The organism is Rhodanobacter ginsengiterrae (genome assembly GCF_050026815.1).
In the GTDB taxonomy this organism is placed as follows: Bacteria; Pseudomonadota; Gammaproteobacteria; order Xanthomonadales; family Rhodanobacteraceae; genus Rhodanobacter; species Rhodanobacter ginsengiterrae.
Genome location: NZ_JALBWO010000054.1, coordinates 143,424 through 159,043, shown reverse-complemented (window position 1 = coordinate 159,043; position 15,620 = coordinate 143,424). Strand labels below are relative to the sequence as shown.

Sequence of the window (15,620 nt, the reverse complement as noted above, 5' to 3'; positions counted from 1 at the left end):
CGCGGCGCAAGGTGGTCAATCAAGTCGTCCGGTTTGGCGCAGCAGATCATGGCTGGCGTTCAGATTGGCAGCTCGGCCAGAGCTGCCGGTCCGTGCCGGACGGATGACCGCCCCTGTGGCCGTGACGTTCCGCGCATGCCTGCATGCGCGGCTTCGCGCACAATAGCCTGCCGCAAGCAGGGCCTGGGCATGATCTTCCGCTGGTTCGAATCCCTCATCGACGCCTTCAAGGAGCCGAACGACGGCATGCCGCCGCAGTCGGTCTGGCGCTTCTATGCGTTCTACCTGCGCCAGGTGTGGCCGGTGTTCGCGGTGGCGATCGTGGTGGGCCTGGTGGTGGCCATCATCGAGGTGTCGCTGTTCGGTTTCATCGGCAGCATCGTGGACATGGCCAGGGGGGCGCCGGCGGCGGACTTCTTCCAGCGCCATGGCAACGCGCTGTTGTGGATGGGTTTCGTGGCGTTGATCCTGCGGCCGTTGTTCATCGGCCTGCACGACCTGCTGGTGAACCAGACCATCGTGCCCAGCCTGACCAACCGCATCCGCTGGCAGAACCATCGCTACGTGATCCGCCAGAGCCTGGGTTTTTTCCAGAACGACTACGCCGGGCGCATCGCCAACCGCATCATGCAGACCGGTGGCGCGCTGCGCGAGTCGGCGGTGCAGATCGTCGACGCGATCTGGTATGTCACCATCTATACCGGCAGCGCGATCGTGCTGTTCGCGCAGGCGGATTTCTGGCTGGCCGCGCCGCTGTTTGCCTGGGTGTTTCTGTATGTGGGCCTGCTCTGGTTTTTCATCCCGCGCCTGAAGCAGCGTTCGTGGAAGGCCTCGGAGGCGCGCTCGAAGCTGATGGGGCGCATCGTCGATGGCTACGGCAACGTGCTCACGCTGAAGCTGTTCGCGCATACCCGCCGCGAGGAAGCCTATGTGGCCGAGGCGATGGAAGAGCAGACCGACAAGCTGCGCCGGATGACCCGCATCACCACCGCGCTGGACAGCAGCATCACCTTCCTCAACGGCATCCTGATCGTGGGCACCTCGGCGCTGGCGCTATGGTTGTGGAGCGAAGGGCGGATCACGGTGGGCGCGATCGCGCTGTCGACCGGGCTGGTGATCCGCATCAACAACATGTCCGGCTGGATCATGTGGGTGGTCAACGGCATCTTCGAGGACGTCGGCACCGTGCAGGACGGCATCACCACGATCTCGCAACCGCGCGCGGTGCAGGATCATGAAGGTGCGATGCCGCTGGAAGTGACCAGCGGCGCGGTGCGCTTCGAGCACATTCATTTCCATTACGGCAAGCAGGACGGAGTGATCGCCGGGCTCGATCTGGACGTGCGTGCCGGCGAGAAGATCGGCGTGGTCGGCCCGTCCGGCGCCGGCAAGTCGACCCTGGTCAACGTGCTGCTGCGGCTGTACGACCTCGAAGACGGCCGCATCCTGATCGACGGCCAGGACATCGCACAAGTTACGCAGGAGAGCCTGCGCTCGCAGATCGGCGTGGTGACCCAGGACACCTCGCTGCTGCATCGTTCAATCCGCGACAATCTTCTATATGGCCGTCCGGACGCCAGCGAGGCGCAGGTTCTCGAGGCCGTGCGCAAGGCGCGCGCCGACGAATTCATTCCACAACTGGTCGACGGCGAAGGCCGCATCGGCTACGAGGCGCTGGTCGGCGAGCGCGGCGTGAAGCTCAGCGGAGGCCAGCGCCAACGCATCGCGATCGCCCGCGTGCTGCTGAAAGACGCACCGATCCTGGTGCTCGACGAAGCCACTTCCGCACTCGACTCCGAAGCCGAAGCGGCGATCCAGGACAGCCTCGACATCCTGATGCAGGGCAAGACCGTGATCGCCATCGCGCACCGCCTGTCCACCATCGCCCGAATGGACCGACTGGTGGTGCTGGACAAGGGCCATATCGTGGAAACAGGCACGCATGCCGAACTGATCGCGCACGAGGGCCTGTATGCGCGCTTGTGGAAGCGGCAGACCGGTGGCTTCGTGGCGGCGGAAGACGCGGCGGCATGAGATCGCGACCATCGCCGAGCAATGACCATGGGAAATCCCGGGACAATCGCATGAGCCAGCCCGTCGTGATCCGCCCGGTGCAGAGGGCGGACTTTCCTTCATGGAAGCTGCTCTGGGACGGCTACAACGCCTTCTACGACCGCAGCGGACCGACCGCGTTGCCGGATGAAATCATCCAGACCACCTGGTCCCGGTTCTTCGACGTCGACGAACCGATGCACGCCATCGTGGCCGAGCGCGACGGCCATCTGCTCGGGCTGGCGCACTTCCTCTATCACCGCAGCACCATCCAGCTCGGGCCGAGCTGCTACATGCAGGATCTGTTTACGATCGAGGCCGCCAGAGGCATGGGAGTTGGCCGCGCGCTGATCAACACGGTATACGAGTGCGCGCGGCAGGCCGGTTCTGCGCGCGTCTACTGGCAAACCCACGAGACGAATACGTCAGCCATGCAGCTCTACGACAAGCTGGCCGAGAAGTCGGGGTTCATCGTGTACCGGAAGTTGCTGTAGACATTTTGCCTGAAACCGGCCACGCAACGGGCTTTGTGGGAGGGGGCGCTGCGGTTCGATCAGTCATCTCCAAGGTCACCGCCGACGAACAGGCCTTCTCCGCGGATAGGAGCAAGACCTGGGAGGTGAACTGGATTGCGACGGACACGCGGATCAAGGAGTGAAGCTGACCAGGCAGGGTGACCTGCACTGCGCGGCGCGGTGTCTTGAATCCCGCGATGGGCGACATGAGTGCGCAGCCTCTGGCCGCTCGCGCCGAGGCGGAGCCCGGCACATCGGCATGCATTCCCGGGCGTTCGTCTTCGGGGCATCGCTGCGCAGTTGTCCGGCGATTCCGCCTCCCGGCCGCGGTGGCGAACCCTGGTTCGGGCATGCCGATCGAGCGGAGCTACAGCTGCGATTCCAGCGGACGCACCAGCAGCTCGCCTGCCTTGTGCCGCCATGATCGCCGCTTCCACATCGCCAGCGTGTACGGACTGGCGTGGCGCAAGTCCGCTTCCATCACAGCCGTCATCTGCCGGCCGAATTCGCGCGAATAGACATTGAGGCTGGCCTCGTCGTTCAGATCGAACGAGCGCATGTCAAAGTTGGTCGAGCCGACCGACACCAGCTCGCCGTCGAGGATCAGCATCTTGTTGTGCATCATGGTGGGCGTGTACTCGTGGATCTGCACACCAGCGGCGAGCAGGCGGCCCCAACGGCGTCTGGACGCCATGCGCACCAGCACGGAGTCGATGTGGCGTCCCGGAACCAGCAGGCGGATGGCGACGCCGCGTTTCCGCGCGGCAACCAGGGTGTCGATCAGCAGACCATCGGGAATGAAATAGGCAGCCTGCAGATCGATCGAACGCACGCTGCCGGCCAGGGCGAGCAGGTACATCAGGCGCATGCTGGCGTTGCCGCCGGCCGGCGAGCTGACAAACAGATGCATGCCCTTGTCGCCGCCCGGTTGCAGCACGGGGTAGTACAACTCGCTGTGCAGAACGCGCCCGGTGGTCTTGATCCAGTTGTCCATGAAGCCGGACTGCAGCTGCGCCACGACCGGCCCTTCGACGCGAAAATGGATATCGCGCCAGTGTTGCGGGTCCTGCGCGCGTCCCTGCCACTGGTCGGCGATGCCGACGCCGCCGGTGAAGCCGACGTGGCCGTCCACGATGAGCAGCTTGCGATGCGTGCGATTGTTGAGTCGCGCCACGCTGTACCAGCGCAGCGGGTGATAACGCTCCACCTCGATGCCGGCGTCGGTGAGTTCGTCGAGCAAGCGTGCGTCCATCTTCGCGCTGCCCGCCCAGTCGAGCATCACGTGGATCGCCACGCCCGCCTGGCGGCGCTCCTTCAGCGCATCGGCGAACGCCTTGCCGGTGGCGCCGGACCAGTAGATATAGGTCTCGAAGGTGATGCTGCGGGTGGCAGCACGGATGGCCGCCAGCATCGCGGGGAAGATTTCCTCACCGTTTTGCAGGGCCGTGATCGTGTTGCCCTCCAGTATGGCCGGCCCGAGAATCGCGTCTATCTCCAGCCGGAACTGCGGGTCACTGATCGCATGACGGTGGCCGACATGGTGCCGCACGGATTTCTCGGGGCGGTGAAAGTTCATCGATACGATCACCACCAGCGCAGTCACCACCACGGTGGCGAGGATCACGATCCACATGCTGGCGGGTTCCTTCGGCGGTCGGCGGGATGCACCCTTGGAATGATCGTCAACGGCCGGTCGCGACGGAGTGAACGTGCTTCATGGCATAAGTTCCGTGGTGTCAGGCGGGTGGTTCCGGCGCGAGTCTCGTGAGCCGCGCTGGCAGCTACCTGTCCAGCAGGTCCTGCATGGCCAGTCCATTCCTGCGGCAGTAGCTTTCGTACTCCGCCAGCTGGGTATCGGCTGACGCGCGGGCAGTCACGATGCCGCCGGGACCGAGGAATTCCACCGTGCCCATCACGATCACCAGCGCGATCATCGGCTCGTCGCCGACGATCTTCCACCAGTCGACATTGCCGGGCGGTTCGTACACATAGTCGCCCGGGCCGATCAGCTCGCCGGTGCACAGCTTGCGTGTGCCGGCGAGGTTGTACGCGTGGATCTCGCCGCTGTGGCGATGCAACGGCATCACCACGCCGGGCTCCATCCGCAGCAGTTCGACGAAGCCGCGGTCGTCGGCGAAGAAGCGCAACGGGCTGGACGATTTGCCGGGCGTGGACGACGGCAGCCAGTGCCGTGTGGCGGCGGTGTTGAAGCGCGCGGGCAGGTAGTCGTGCAGGCGGGGGGACGGGCTGCTCATGTGGATGGACTCCATCAGGGTATCGGCTCAGTCGGCGATGGCCGACAGGTAGCGTTCGAACGAGGCGTCGACCGCCGAGCGGCCCGCGCCGATGATGTTGCGGCCCCAGGTGAAGCCGTAGACATCCTCGAAGTCGTAGCCGGCCAGGCGCTCCTGCATCCCGCGCACCGCAGTGGGCGGCATCGGCATGAAGTTGGGATAGCTGTGCATGAACGAGACGTGGCGACGGTCGCTCACCACATGCGGCGCGTCGCCGGAGAACAGTGCGCCGCCGGCACGTGGCCCGTCCTTCCAGTGCAGCACCGTGCTGCCGGGGAAGTGGCCGCCAGTGCGGATCAACGTCACCGCGTCGGACAGGCGGTGCGAGTCGCCGCGCCAGAAGCGCACGTTCGGCGAGGGCCGGCGCACCCATGCGCGGTCCGCTTCGTGCAGCAGGATCGGCACGTTGCCGAAGGCCTCGCTCCATTCCAGCATCGCGGCGTAGAAATGCGGATGCGAGATCGCGATCAGGTCGATGCCGCCACGCGCCGTGAGGTCGGCGACCACCTCGTCGGTGACCACGCTAAGGCATTCCCACAGGATGTTGCCCGCGTCGGTCGGCAGGTACAGCGCGCGCTGGTTGATCGCGAAATCCGGTGCCAGCCCGATGCCGAGCACGCCGGCCTCGTCCTGCATGCGCAGGGTGCGGGTGGCTTTCAGCGCCTCGTGCGTCGTCCAGAGCTGGCCGCCGCTGCCGACATACTGGCGTTCGTCCTCGCAGACCGCGCAATGGGTCGGGGTATCCGGGTACTGGGTACCGCAGGTTTCACAGATCGACAGGGTCATGGCCTGGCCTTCCTCGGTGGCGAGCTTCGGGGATGACTCTAGGAGTAATCTGGTTCCCTGATTGATCCATTACACGGATAATTCATGGAACCAGTTTTCCCGTTTCCCCTGGTGCTGCCGCGCACCCGGGGCAGGCTCACCCATGAGTTGCACCGACAGTTGCGCTCGGCGATCCTGGACGGGCGGCTGCCGGCGGATTCGCCGCTGCCCGCCACGCGCAGGGTCGCCGAGACGCTGGGCGTGGCGCGCAATACCGTCATCACCGCCTACGATCTGCTGACCGCCGAGGGTTACCTGCTGCCGCGCAGGGGAGCGCGGCCGGTGGTGGCCGCGCTGGCGCGTCGGCGCCCCGCATCGCCGCCGAAAATCGCCGGTGCCGAAGCCACCCGCCTGGCGCCGACCTGGCGCACGCCGTTCCTGCCGCCGTCGCCCGCGCGTGCGCTGCCCCAGCGCAACTTCCGCCTGGGCATTCCCGACCATCGCCATTTCCCCCACGACAGCTGGCGCCGGCTGATGGCGCAGGCGCTGCGTCGCAGTGCGCGCGAGCCGTTTGCCTATGCGCCGTCGGAGGGCATTCCGGCGTTGCGCGAGGCGATCGCCCGCCATGTCGCGTTTGCCCGCGCGGTGGCCTGCGCTGCCGACGACGTGGTCGTTACCTCCGGTGCGCAGCAGGCGTTCGACCTGATCGCCCGCCTGCTGGTCACGCCGGGGCAGACGAAGGTGGCGGTGGAGGAACCCGGCTACCCGCCGCTGCGCGCCGCGTTCGCCGCCGCCGGCGCACGGCTGCTGCCGCTGCCGGTGGACGACGAAGGCCTGTGCGTCGATCGACTGCCCGACGACGTGCGCGTCATCAGCGTCACGCCTTCGCACCAGTCGCCCACCGGCGTGGTCATGTCGCTGCGCCGGCGCGCCGCCTTGCTCGAGTTCGCCCGCCGCCATCATGCGGTGATCGTGGAGGACGACTACGATGGCGAATTCCGTTTCGGCGGGCGTCCACTGGATGCATTGCAGACGCTGGATCGCCATGCGCTGGTGTTCTATGTGGGCACCTTTTCCAAGAGCATGTTTCCCTCGTTGCGCAAGGGTTTCGTGGTCGCTCCGGCATGGGCGCGCAGCAGTCTGGTCACGGTCAAGCACTGCGCCGATTCGCATTGCGACACGATCACCCAATCCGTGCTCGCCGCCTTCATCCGCGACGGCCACCTCGCCCGGCACGTGCGCCACATGCGGCCGATCTACGCCGGGCGGCGTGAGGCCCTGCTCGAGGGCTTGCAAAGCGAACTCGGCCAATGGCTGCAACCGGTCCCGTCCGAGGCCGGGCTGCATCTGGCTGCACGCATCCGCGACCCGGCGCGGGCGGCGCAGATCATGCCGGTGGTGCTGCGCCACGCCCCCGGTGCGGAATCCATCGCCGACTACGCGATGACGCGCAACATCGCGCCGGCGGTGACGTTCGGCTACGGCGTGATTGACGCGGCGGACATCGCCGCAGCAGTGTCGCGTTTGCGCAAGGCGTTGAAGAAGCTGTAGGAGCCGCAGGGGCCTCATCGCGCTGCGCTTCGATGGCCAGGACACGCTGCAGGATGGGTGTCGGGTGGGCGCCCGCCCGGTCTGGACAGGTGAACGCCTCCGATCCATGGCGAAGAGTTCGTCAACCGTGCGGGCGCCGCGGTCCGTCATCTTCCGGCGAGGGGCTGTGCTGTGCCGGAGGCGCGGACGGATCATGATGATCCGGCGCGTGTCCGCCACGGGCGAGTTCGCCGCGCCAACGCGGCAGCGCCTCGGGATGGTGGCTCTGGATGAAGGCGATCAGGCCCTCGCGAACCAGGCAGCGCAGATCCCAGCCGCGGCCGGAATCCGCGGCACTGACCAGTGCCCGCAGTTGCATGGCATGTTCGTCGGCGTCGGTCACCTGCAGGATGCAGACACGGCGATCCCAGAGCTCGGACTCCCGACACAGCCGTGCCAGTTCCTCGCGCAACGGTGCCAGCGGGGTCCGATAGTCCAGCTTGAGATGGACCGTGCCGATCAGCCGTGAACTCTGGCGAGTCCAGTTCTGGAAAGGGTTCTCGATGAACCAGTTCAGCGGCACCACCAGCCGCCGCTCGTCCCAGATCCGCACCACCACATAGGTGCCGGTGATTTCCTCGATCCGGCCCCATTCGCCCTCGATGATCACCACATCGTCCAGCCTGATCGGCTGGGTCAGCGCAATCTGCAAGCCGGCGATCAGGTTGCTCAATACAGGTTTTGCGGCCAGTCCCATCGCCAGGCCCGCCACGCCCGCCGAGGCCAGCAGGCTGGTGCCGAGCTGCCGCACGCCGGGAATGGTCAGCAGGATGATGGATGCGCCGAGAACGATCACGATGACATCGGCGGTGCGACCAAGCACGCGTACCTGGGTCACCACGCGGCGCGCCTGCAGATTGTCGGCCACGTCGGTCGGGTGATGCCTGATCGCGGCATCCTCGAACGCACCGATGCAGCAAACCGTGAGCCAGGTGCAGGCGACCAGCAGCGCGATCAGCGACAGATGCTGCAACAAGGCGAACAGCGCCGCCGAGCTGGCCGGCCACAGGCGCAGCGACACCGTCACCGCGAGCAAGGGCAGCACCCATTCCATCGGGGCGCTGGCGCGACGCAGAATGTCGCAGAGCAGCGGCTGCCGCTTCGCCACACGCTTCAGTGCGGCATAGGCGGCAACGCGGATCAGCAGGGCGAGGACAAGGCCGGCCACCAGCGCCAGCCCAAGGCGCACCCACGGATCGCCGGCCCACAGGTACAGGAAGTCGGTGATCATGCCGCACATCCTGCCGCTTTTGATGTGGAGGAAATGTGGGGCATCGAACGAAGAGGGACGCCGTGAGGCGCCCTTCTTCGCAGGTCAGTGCACTGCGCGGGAATCAGTCCGCCTGGAAGGTCTGCTTGATGTCGCGCATCTGCGCATGACCGCTGCGCACGGACGTATATACGTCGGCGATCACGCTCAAGGTGTGCGGCGAGATATCGTCGTCCTTCATCGCGCTCTCGAACTTCGCCTTGATGTGGTCCTCGCCGCGTTCGACTTCGTCGACCACCGCCTTGTTGTCATTCGAGGTGATGCTGCTGCGCAGGTTGACGAACATGCGGTGCGCCGATGCCAGCACGGTGCCGTCGTCTTCCGGCTTGCCGCCCAGCGAACGCACGCAATTCTGCAGGGCGGACGCCGCGGTACGACGTTCGCCGGAACGCGAGCGGAACAGCGAGACGAGCGGCTCGCTCTTCGCATCCTTCGCGGCCTCGGCATAGCCGTCGGCGCTGTCCAGGGTGGTTTCGATCAGGTTGTTGAGAGTCTTGATGTCGTGTTCGTTGTTCATGGATGTCTCTCCTTGCTGATTCCGATGGGAACCGGGGTTGGCAGGGGAATCGCCGTGAACCAGTAAAGCGAGCCGGAAGTGACGAGGACGCCACAAGCTTGTTCAAGGCGGTGGCGGGCGTTCATGTTCCTGCCGCAGGCATGGCCGTCGCTTGACTCTTGACCTTGATCAAGGCTCTAGACTATCCGGCATGACCACACAGACGCTTTCCCTGACCATCGGTGCCGTCGCCAAGCGCGTCGGCGTGGCGATCGACACCATCCGTTACTACGAACGCGAGGGGCTGCTGCCCGAGCCGCAGCGACGAGCCTCCGGCTATCGCAGTTACGGCGAGGGCACGGTGGCGCAACTGCGCTTCATCCGCCGCGCCAAGGATCTCGGCTTCACGCTGGAAGAGATCCGCGAGCTGCTGGCGTTGTCGGCGGATCGCCAGCGCGGGGTGAAGGCGGTCAAGCAGCGGGCGCAAAAGCGGCTGGCAGCGATCGAGCAGCGCATTGTCGATTTGCAGCGCGTACGCGCTGGCCTGGCGCAGTTGGTGGACGCGTGCCCGGGACATGGCAAGCCGGAGGACTGTCCGATCCTGCGCGCGCTGAGCGATGAGCAGGTGTCGGCATGAGCGCGCCGGCGTGCTGTCATGGTGATGACAAGCATGGTGACGACAAGATGCCGGCGATGACGACCGATCCGGTCTGCGGCATGTCGGTGGACCCGAACACGGCGAAGCATCAAGCCACGCATGACGGGCAGCTGTTCCATTTCTGTGGCGGTGGCTGCAAGGCGAAGTTCGAGGCTGCGCCAGCGGCGTATTCGGGTGTCGGCGGGAAGAATGTGGAGGGAAGCTGTTGCGGCACGAAGCCCGCGGTGCACGAGCACACGCCTCACGACCACGCGAACATGGTGAAGGATCCGGTGTGCGGCATGACGGTGGAGCCGCACACCGCGACGCATCGCGCCGAGCACGCCAGCCATACCTATTATTTCTGTTCTGCGGGTTGCCGCGGGAAGTTCGTGACCGATCCATCGGCGTATCTCGAGCCGCGCGCGACACCACCGGCCGCACCCGGTGCGATCTACACCTGCCCAATGCATCCTGAGGTGCAGCAGGTCGGTCCGGGCGATTGCCCCAAGTGCGGCATGGCGCTGGAGCCGATGATGCCGAGCGCTGACGAGGACGCTGGCGGCGAACTGGGGGGCATGACGCGGCGTTTCTGGACGCTGCTGGCGATGACCTTGCCGGTGTTCGTGCTGGCGATGGGACCGCACCTGTTCGGCTGGCATCTGCCCGCGCCATGGGATGGCGCGGCGGTGTGGGTGGAGGCGGTGCTGGCCAGCGTGGTGGTGCTGTGGGGTGGCGCGCCGTTCTTCAAGCGTGGCTGGAACTCGCTCAAGCCGTGGTCGCCGAACATGTACACGCTGATCGCGCTGGGCACTGGCGTGGCGTGGCTGTACAGCGCGGTGGCGTTCCTGCTGCCGGGAATTTTTCCGGCCGGCTTCCACGACATGCATGGCCGCGTCGCGGTGTATTTCGAGTCCGCGGCGGTGATCGTCACCCTGGTCACGCTGGGTGATTTCCTGGAACTGCGCGCGCGCCGGCGTACCGGTGCCGCGCTGAAAGCGCTGCTGAAGCTGGCACCGAAAACCGCACGGCGGATCGCCGTCGACGGCAGCGAGAGCGACGTGCCGCTGGATGACGTGCATGCCGGCGACGTGTTGCGCGTGCGTCCTGGCGAGAAGGTGCCGGTCGATGGCGTGGTGCTGGAAGGTCAGAGCCATGTTGACGAGTCGATGCTCACCGGCGAACCAATGCCGGCGGCCAAGGCGAAGGACGATCCGCTCACCGGCGGCACGGTGAACCAGGATGGCGCGCTGACCATGCGCGCGCAAAAGGTCGGCGGCGAGACCATGCTGGCGCAGATCGTGACGCTGGTGGCGCAGGCGCAACGCAGCAAGGCGCCGCTGCAGCGCGTGGCCGACAAGGTGGCGACGTGGTTTGTGCCGACGGTGGTGGCGTTCGCGCTGCTGGCGTTTGCGGCGTGGGCGATCTTCGGGCCGGAGCCGCGGCTCACGCATGCACTGATCGCGGCGGTGTCGGTGCTGATCATCGCCTGTCCGTGCGCGCTGGGCCTGGCCACGCCGATCTCGATCATGGTCGCCAGCGGGCGTGGCGCGCAGCACGGCGTGCTGTTCAAGGATGCCGGCGCGATCGAATCCCTGCGCAACATCGACACTCTGGTGCTGGACAAGACCGGCACGCTGACCATCGGCAAGCCGGCGCTGAGTGAGCTGGTGATCCTGGGCGGCCAGTCGCGTGGACAGCTGTTGGCGCTGGCCGCCGCGCTGGAGCGGCCCAGCGAACATCCGCTGGCCCGGGCGATCGTCAGCGCCGCTGAACAAGAGGCCGCGGCAACCCTGGCCGCCAGCGGCTTCCGTGCGCTGACCGGTCGCGGCGTCAGCGCGACTGTGGAAGACAGCGAGGTGGCACTCGGCAATGCGAAGTTGATGGACGCGTTGTCGGTGGCCATCGACGCTGACGCCAGGACCCGCGCCGAGCAGCTGCGCGGGCAGGGCGCCACGGTGATGTTCCTCGTCGTTGACGGCGTCCTGGCCGCCCTGTTGGCGGTGGCCGACCGGATCAAGCCGGATACGCCGGCGGCGATCAAGGCACTGCGCGAGGCCGGCTTGCGCATCGTGATGCTGACCGGTGACAACGCCACTACCGCGCAAACGGTGGCGCGCACGCTGGGCATCGACGAAGTGCATGCCGACGTGTCGCCGGCGGACAAGGCCGGTGTGATCAACGCGCTGCGCGCCGAAGGTCGCCGCGTGGCGATGGCCGGCGACGGCATCAACGACGCGCCCGCGCTGGCCGCCGCCGACATCGGCATCGCGATGGGCGGCGGCACCGACGTGGCGATGGAGAGCGCACAGGTGACCCTGGTCAAGGGTGAGCTGGGCGCGATCCTGCGCGCGCGCAAACTGTCGCAGGCCACCGTGCGCAACATCCATCAGAACCTGTTCTTCGCCTTCGTCTACAACGCGGTCGGCGTGCCGTTGGCCGCTGGCGTGCTGTATCCGTGGTTTGGCGTCGTGCTGTCGCCGATGATCGCCGCACTGGCGATGAGCCTGAGTTCGGTCTCGGTGGTCAGCAATGCGTTGCGACTGCGCACCACGGCCTTGTGACGATTGTCACCGGCGATGGTTGACGGCTGCTTCTGTGAGCGCCGACGCTGGCGGGCGATCATTCTGCAGCACCCATCACGGGGCAGGAGAACCACCATGAACGTCAGCCAGGACACCCGCAGTACCCTCGACAAATACCTGCCACTGCTGCTCGGCCTGCTGGCTGCGCTGTTGGTCGGCAAGGCCCTGAAGAAAATCCTGTGGAGCGCCTTCGGGATGTACATGGCGCTGCACTACAGCGGCATTCATCCGTTCAGCTGAGGCGATGGCTTAGACTTCGCGCTTCCCGTCCGCGCGTGGGCGCGGGCGCCGCTCGATTCATCAGCACAAAGTCTCCGCATGAGCCGCACTCTCGCCGAATGGCTGGCCTACCAGGAACGCGTCAACGTCCACAGCATCGAGCTCGGCCTCGACCGCGTGCGCGAGGTGTGGCGACGGATGGGATCACCGCCGCCGGCGCGGCAGGTGATCACGGTGGGCGGCACCAACGGCAAGGGTTCCACCGTCGCCATGCTGGAGGCGATGCTGCGTGCCGCCGGCCTGCGCGTGGGTGCATTCACTTCGCCCCACCTGCTGGACTACAACGAACGCGTGCGGATCGACGGCGCGAATGCCACCGACGCCGCGCTGATCGCCTCGTTCGAGCGGATCGATGCGGCACGCGCGGTGACGCCGGACGATACCGTTCCGCTGACCTATTTCGAATTCGGCACGCTCGCGGCGCTGGAGCTTTTCGCGCGCGCAGGCGTCGACGTGGCGGTGCTCGAAGTGGGCCTGGGCGGGCGGCTGGACGCGGTGAATATCATTGACGCCGATGTGGCGATCATCACCACCGTCGACCTCGATCACATGGACTGGCTGGGGCCTGACCGCGACAGCATCGGTCGCGAGAAAGCCGGCATCGCGCGGACAGGGCGACCGGCGATCGTCGGCGAGCTGGATCCGCCCGCCGGCCTGCTGCTTGCGCTGGCGCAGTGCGGGGCGCGGGTGGAGCGGGCCGGGATCGACTTCAGGGTCGAACGCCATGTCGATGGCTGGCGCTGGCTGCATCGCGACGGCAGCGCGATGGAGCTGCCCGATCCGGCGTTGCCGGCGCCGGTGCAATACGCCAACGCGGCGGCGGCGATTGCCACCCTGCATGCGCTGAGCGACGTGGGGCTGGCGCCCAGCGCCTTCTTTGCCGCGATCAGCGCCGGCCTGCATGACGTGCGCGCGCCAGCGCGGTTGCAGGTGATCGGTGGCGATTTTCCGGTGGTGGTGGATGTCGGGCACAACCCGCAGGCAGCCCGCGCACTGGCCGAGTGGCTGGACGCGCAACCGCCGAGCAGGGTGCACGCGGTTTACGGGGCGTTGGCCGACAAGGACGCCGCCGGTGTGATCGCCGCGCTCGGCACCCGGGTCGACCACTGGCACCTGGCCGGGCTGGACCAGGCCAGCTCGCGCGGACTGACGGTCGCCGCGCTGGCCGAAATCCTGCGGCAGACCTTGCCGCAGGCCTCGCATACCGAGCACGCGAACGTGGCCGATGCCCTGCTGGCGGCACGCGGCGCGGCGCAGGCGGGAGAATGCATCCTCGCCTTCGGTTCATTTTTCGTGGCCAGTGCGGTGCTTGCTGAACACCTCGCGCAGCCGCCAGCGGCCAGCGGTTCATGACCTCGGCTGCCGGCAGGTATAATCGTCGCGTTGTGCACTGCCTTTGCCGCACTGGAGCGAAAACTTGAAAACACGCCTGCTGGGAGCCGCCGTCCTGATTGCCTTGGCGGTTCTGTTCGTGCCGATGTTCTTTTCCAGTACGCCGCCCGCTCCCGGCGGCGACCAGGCGGTGAATCTGGCGATTCCTCCCGCACCGGACCGCGACCTGCAGACTCGCACGATGAGCTTGTCGCCGGATGCGGCCAACGCATCCAGCGCCGCCAGCCCGCCGGCCGAGTCGGTCACGCCGGGCTCGGGTGACAAGCTGGCCACGGTGAATATCGGTTCCAGCCGCCCGCGTGATGTGGAAACCGATCCGCAGGCGGGCCAGCCGCCGCAGCCCACCACGATCACCACCGGTTCGGGCGCGTCGCCGAGCCAGCCGGTGATTCCGCAGCAGGACAAGCCGGCAATCAGCAAGGCGGTCGCCGCGGCGCCAGCGTCGACCAAGCCGCCGGTGAGCAAGCCGGTCGCCGCTGCGGCGCCGGCCAGGCCCACGGTTGCCTCGGTGCCGCCCGCGACCGCGCCGGTCACGGGTCGCGGCAGCTACACGCTCAACCTCAGCGCCTATGCCAGTGCCGCCGGTGCCGCCAACCTCGAGCATCGCGTGCGCGCACTGGGTTATCCGGTCAGCAGCCAGGTGATCAGCCAGGCCGGCAAGCCGCGCACCCTGGTCACCGCCGGTCCGTTCGAGACCCGCACCGCGGCCGAAGCCGCGCGCCTGAAAATCACCCAGTCGATTCCCGGTGTACCGGCTCGCCTTGAGCAGGATGCCGACCACGAAAGTGCGGCGCCCGGTGCGCCGGTGGCGCACGGTTCGGCCAAGGCCGGTGGTTGGGCGGTGCAGCTGGCAGCGATGAGCAACCAGGCGGACGCGACCGCCTTGCGCGACAAGTTGCGCGCGAACGGTTTCGATGGCTTTGTCGATTCGGTGCAGTCCGGCGGCAAGCGTTTGTGGCGCGTGCGTGCGGGCCCGCAGACCCAGCGCAGCGATGCCCAGCGCGTGCACGACCAGATCAAGGCGAAACTTGGCCTCGACGGCAACGTCGTCCCGGTGCCCTGAGTTCACCCGAAGCCGACGCCGACCAAACCCATGAACTGGACCGACTACATCATTCTGGGCGTGCTGGGCCTGTCGATCCTGGTCGGGCTCTGGCGCGGGCTGATTTCCGAAGTGCTGGCGCTGGTGATCTGGATTGCCGCGTTCTGGGTGGCGTGGACCTTCGGCCCGCTGGTGGCGCGGCACTTCGAGCACGTGATCCAGCTGCCCTCGGCGCGCATCATCGTGAGTTACGGACTGTGCTTTGTGGCCGTGCTGGTGCTGGGTGCACTGCTGCGTTTCGCGATCGGCAAGCTGGTGCAGGGCACCGGGCTGTCCGGCACCGACCGCTTGCTGGGCATGCTGTTCGGCTTCGCGCGCGGCGTCCTGCTGGTGACGCTGCTGGTATTCCTGGTCGGCTTCACCGCCTTCACCCGCGATCCGTGGTGGCAGCAATCGTTGCTGCTGCCGCAGTTCCAGCACGTGGCAGCATGGCTGGGCCAGCAGGTACCGCCGAATGTGCGCGACTACCTGCACCCGCCCGCGGTGCTCGATCACCTGTCGGGCTTGCCGGCAAGCTTGTCGGCCTCCATATCGGGCATGGTGCCAGCGCCGGCAGCGACCAGCGTGCGGCCGGCCCTGCCGGCGACGGCGAGCTCCTCCGCGCCGCCCCGGAAATTCTGAACACACCTCTAGAAGCAGGCAG

Annotated in this window: 14 protein-coding genes; 9 read left to right on the top strand and 5 right to left on the bottom strand. The window is 66.9% G+C overall.

Annotated features, from left to right (window positions below; translation table 11 throughout):
• The first annotated feature begins 192 nt into the window (after positions 1 to 192).
• Together ACQGNJ_RS10575 and ACQGNJ_RS10570 are read left to right on the top strand one after the other, a co-directional pair.
• A complete protein-coding gene (locus ACQGNJ_RS10575; RefSeq protein ID WP_426689306.1) occupies positions 193 to 2,034 on the top strand; it encodes an ABC transporter ATP-binding protein in 1,842 nt (613 codons plus the stop codon).
• Positions 2,035 to 2,084: 50 nt separating this feature from the next.
• The gene (locus ACQGNJ_RS10570) at positions 2,085 to 2,546 is read left to right on the top strand and encodes a GNAT family N-acetyltransferase (RefSeq protein ID WP_426689198.1); all 462 of its coding nucleotides are present in this window, start codon (positions 2,085 to 2,087) and stop codon (positions 2,544 to 2,546) included.
• 388 nt (positions 2,547 to 2,934) lie between these two features.
• On the opposite strand, the gene ACQGNJ_RS10565 is transcribed toward ACQGNJ_RS10570, so the two are convergent.
• The 3 genes from ACQGNJ_RS10565 to ACQGNJ_RS10555 all read right to left on the bottom strand — a co-directional run bounded on the left by ACQGNJ_RS10565 (position 2,935) and on the right by ACQGNJ_RS10555 (position 5,647).
• Positions 2,935 to 4,200 carry a phospholipase D-like domain-containing protein gene (locus tag ACQGNJ_RS10565; RefSeq protein WP_426689197.1) on the bottom strand — a complete coding sequence of 422 codons (1,266 nt, stop codon included), beginning with the start codon at positions 4,198 to 4,200 and terminating at the stop codon, positions 2,935 to 2,937.
• A 148-nt stretch (positions 4,201 to 4,348) separates the two neighbouring features.
• Positions 4,349 to 4,822: a cupin domain-containing protein gene (locus ACQGNJ_RS10560; RefSeq protein WP_426689196.1), complete on the bottom strand. Its 474-nt coding sequence runs from the start codon at positions 4,820 to 4,822 to the stop codon at positions 4,349 to 4,351.
• A gap of 27 nt (positions 4,823 to 4,849) precedes the next feature.
• A complete protein-coding gene (locus ACQGNJ_RS10555) occupies positions 4,850 to 5,647 on the bottom strand; it encodes an MBL fold metallo-hydrolase (protein WP_426689195.1) in 798 nt (265 codons plus the stop codon).
• A gap of 84 nt (positions 5,648 to 5,731) precedes the next feature.
• Here ACQGNJ_RS10555 and pdxR point away from each other — a divergent pair, with 84 nt between their 5' ends.
• Complete coding sequence (pdxR, locus tag ACQGNJ_RS10550) at positions 5,732 to 7,177, top strand: MocR-like pyridoxine biosynthesis transcription factor PdxR (RefSeq protein WP_426689194.1); 1,446 nt, start codon at positions 5,732 to 5,734, stop codon at positions 7,175 to 7,177.
• Positions 7,178 to 7,298: 121 nt separating this feature from the next.
• Here pdxR and ACQGNJ_RS10545 read toward each other — a convergent pair whose 3' ends face one another.
• The gene (locus ACQGNJ_RS10545) at positions 7,299 to 8,456 is read right to left on the bottom strand and encodes a mechanosensitive ion channel family protein (protein WP_426689193.1); all 1,158 of its coding nucleotides are present in this window, start codon (positions 8,454 to 8,456) and stop codon (positions 7,299 to 7,301) included.
• Positions 8,457 to 8,550: 94 nt separating this feature from the next.
• Positions 8,551 to 9,003 carry a PA2169 family four-helix-bundle protein gene (locus ACQGNJ_RS10540; protein ID WP_426689192.1) on the bottom strand — a complete coding sequence of 151 codons (453 nt, stop codon included), beginning with the start codon at positions 9,001 to 9,003 and terminating at the stop codon, positions 8,551 to 8,553.
• 190 nt (positions 9,004 to 9,193) lie between these two features.
• Here ACQGNJ_RS10540 and ACQGNJ_RS10535 point away from each other — a divergent pair, with 190 nt between their 5' ends.
• The 6 genes from ACQGNJ_RS10535 (at position 9,194) to ACQGNJ_RS10510 (ending at position 15,598) form a co-directional block, all read left to right on the top strand.
• Positions 9,194 to 9,619: a heavy metal-responsive transcriptional regulator gene (locus ACQGNJ_RS10535; protein ID WP_426689191.1), complete on the top strand. Its 426-nt coding sequence runs from the start codon at positions 9,194 to 9,196 to the stop codon at positions 9,617 to 9,619.
• Positions 9,616 to 12,183 carry a heavy metal translocating P-type ATPase gene (locus tag ACQGNJ_RS10530; protein WP_426689190.1) on the top strand — a complete coding sequence of 856 codons (2,568 nt, stop codon included), beginning with the start codon at positions 9,616 to 9,618 and terminating at the stop codon, positions 12,181 to 12,183. The genes ACQGNJ_RS10535 and ACQGNJ_RS10530 overlap by 4 nt, the downstream gene beginning before the upstream one ends.
• A gap of 96 nt (positions 12,184 to 12,279) precedes the next feature.
• Positions 12,280 to 12,444, top strand: coding sequence for a hypothetical protein (locus tag ACQGNJ_RS10525; protein ID WP_426689189.1), 165 nt, complete (start codon positions 12,280 to 12,282; stop codon positions 12,442 to 12,444).
• A gap of 78 nt (positions 12,445 to 12,522) precedes the next feature.
• The gene (gene folC / locus ACQGNJ_RS10520) at positions 12,523 to 13,836 is read left to right on the top strand and encodes a bifunctional tetrahydrofolate synthase/dihydrofolate synthase (RefSeq protein WP_426689188.1); all 1,314 of its coding nucleotides are present in this window, start codon (positions 12,523 to 12,525) and stop codon (positions 13,834 to 13,836) included.
• A 64-nt stretch (positions 13,837 to 13,900) separates the two neighbouring features.
• Entirely contained in the window at positions 13,901 to 14,938 is a 1,038-nt protein-coding gene (locus tag ACQGNJ_RS10515) for an SPOR domain-containing protein (protein ID WP_426689187.1), read from the top strand.
• Positions 14,939 to 14,968: 30 nt separating this feature from the next.
• Positions 14,969 to 15,598 carry a CvpA family protein gene (locus ACQGNJ_RS10510; protein WP_426689186.1) on the top strand — a complete coding sequence of 210 codons (630 nt, stop codon included), beginning with the start codon at positions 14,969 to 14,971 and terminating at the stop codon, positions 15,596 to 15,598.
• The last annotated feature ends 22 nt before the right edge of the window (positions 15,599 to 15,620 follow it).

Coding starts and splice junctions, on each gene's coding strand:
- ACQGNJ_RS10570 (WP_426689198.1), top strand. CDS start 2,085: ATGAGCCAGCCCGTCGTGATCCGCCCGGTGCAGAGGGCGGACTTTCCT.
- ACQGNJ_RS10565 (WP_426689197.1), bottom strand. CDS start 4,200: ATGTGGATCGTGATCCTCGCCACCGTGGTGGTGACTGCGCTGGTGGTG.
- ACQGNJ_RS10560 (WP_426689196.1), bottom strand. CDS start 4,822: ATGAGCAGCCCGTCCCCCCGCCTGCACGACTACCTGCCCGCGCGCTTC.
- ACQGNJ_RS10555 (WP_426689195.1), bottom strand. CDS start 5,647: ATGACCCTGTCGATCTGTGAAACCTGCGGTACCCAGTACCCGGATACC.
- pdxR (WP_426689194.1), top strand. CDS start 5,732: ATGGAACCAGTTTTCCCGTTTCCCCTGGTGCTGCCGCGCACCCGGGGC.
- ACQGNJ_RS10545 (WP_426689193.1), bottom strand. CDS start 8,456: ATGTGCGGCATGATCACCGACTTCCTGTACCTGTGGGCCGGCGATCCG.
- ACQGNJ_RS10540 (WP_426689192.1), bottom strand. CDS start 9,003: ATGAACAACGAACACGACATCAAGACTCTCAACAACCTGATCGAAACC.
- ACQGNJ_RS10535 (WP_426689191.1), top strand. CDS start 9,194: ATGACCACACAGACGCTTTCCCTGACCATCGGTGCCGTCGCCAAGCGC.
- ACQGNJ_RS10530 (WP_426689190.1), top strand. CDS start 9,616: ATGAGCGCGCCGGCGTGCTGTCATGGTGATGACAAGCATGGTGACGAC.
- ACQGNJ_RS10525 (WP_426689189.1), top strand. CDS start 12,280: ATGAACGTCAGCCAGGACACCCGCAGTACCCTCGACAAATACCTGCCA.
- folC (WP_426689188.1), top strand. CDS start 12,523: ATGAGCCGCACTCTCGCCGAATGGCTGGCCTACCAGGAACGCGTCAAC.
- ACQGNJ_RS10510 (WP_426689186.1), top strand. CDS start 14,969: ATGAACTGGACCGACTACATCATTCTGGGCGTGCTGGGCCTGTCGATC.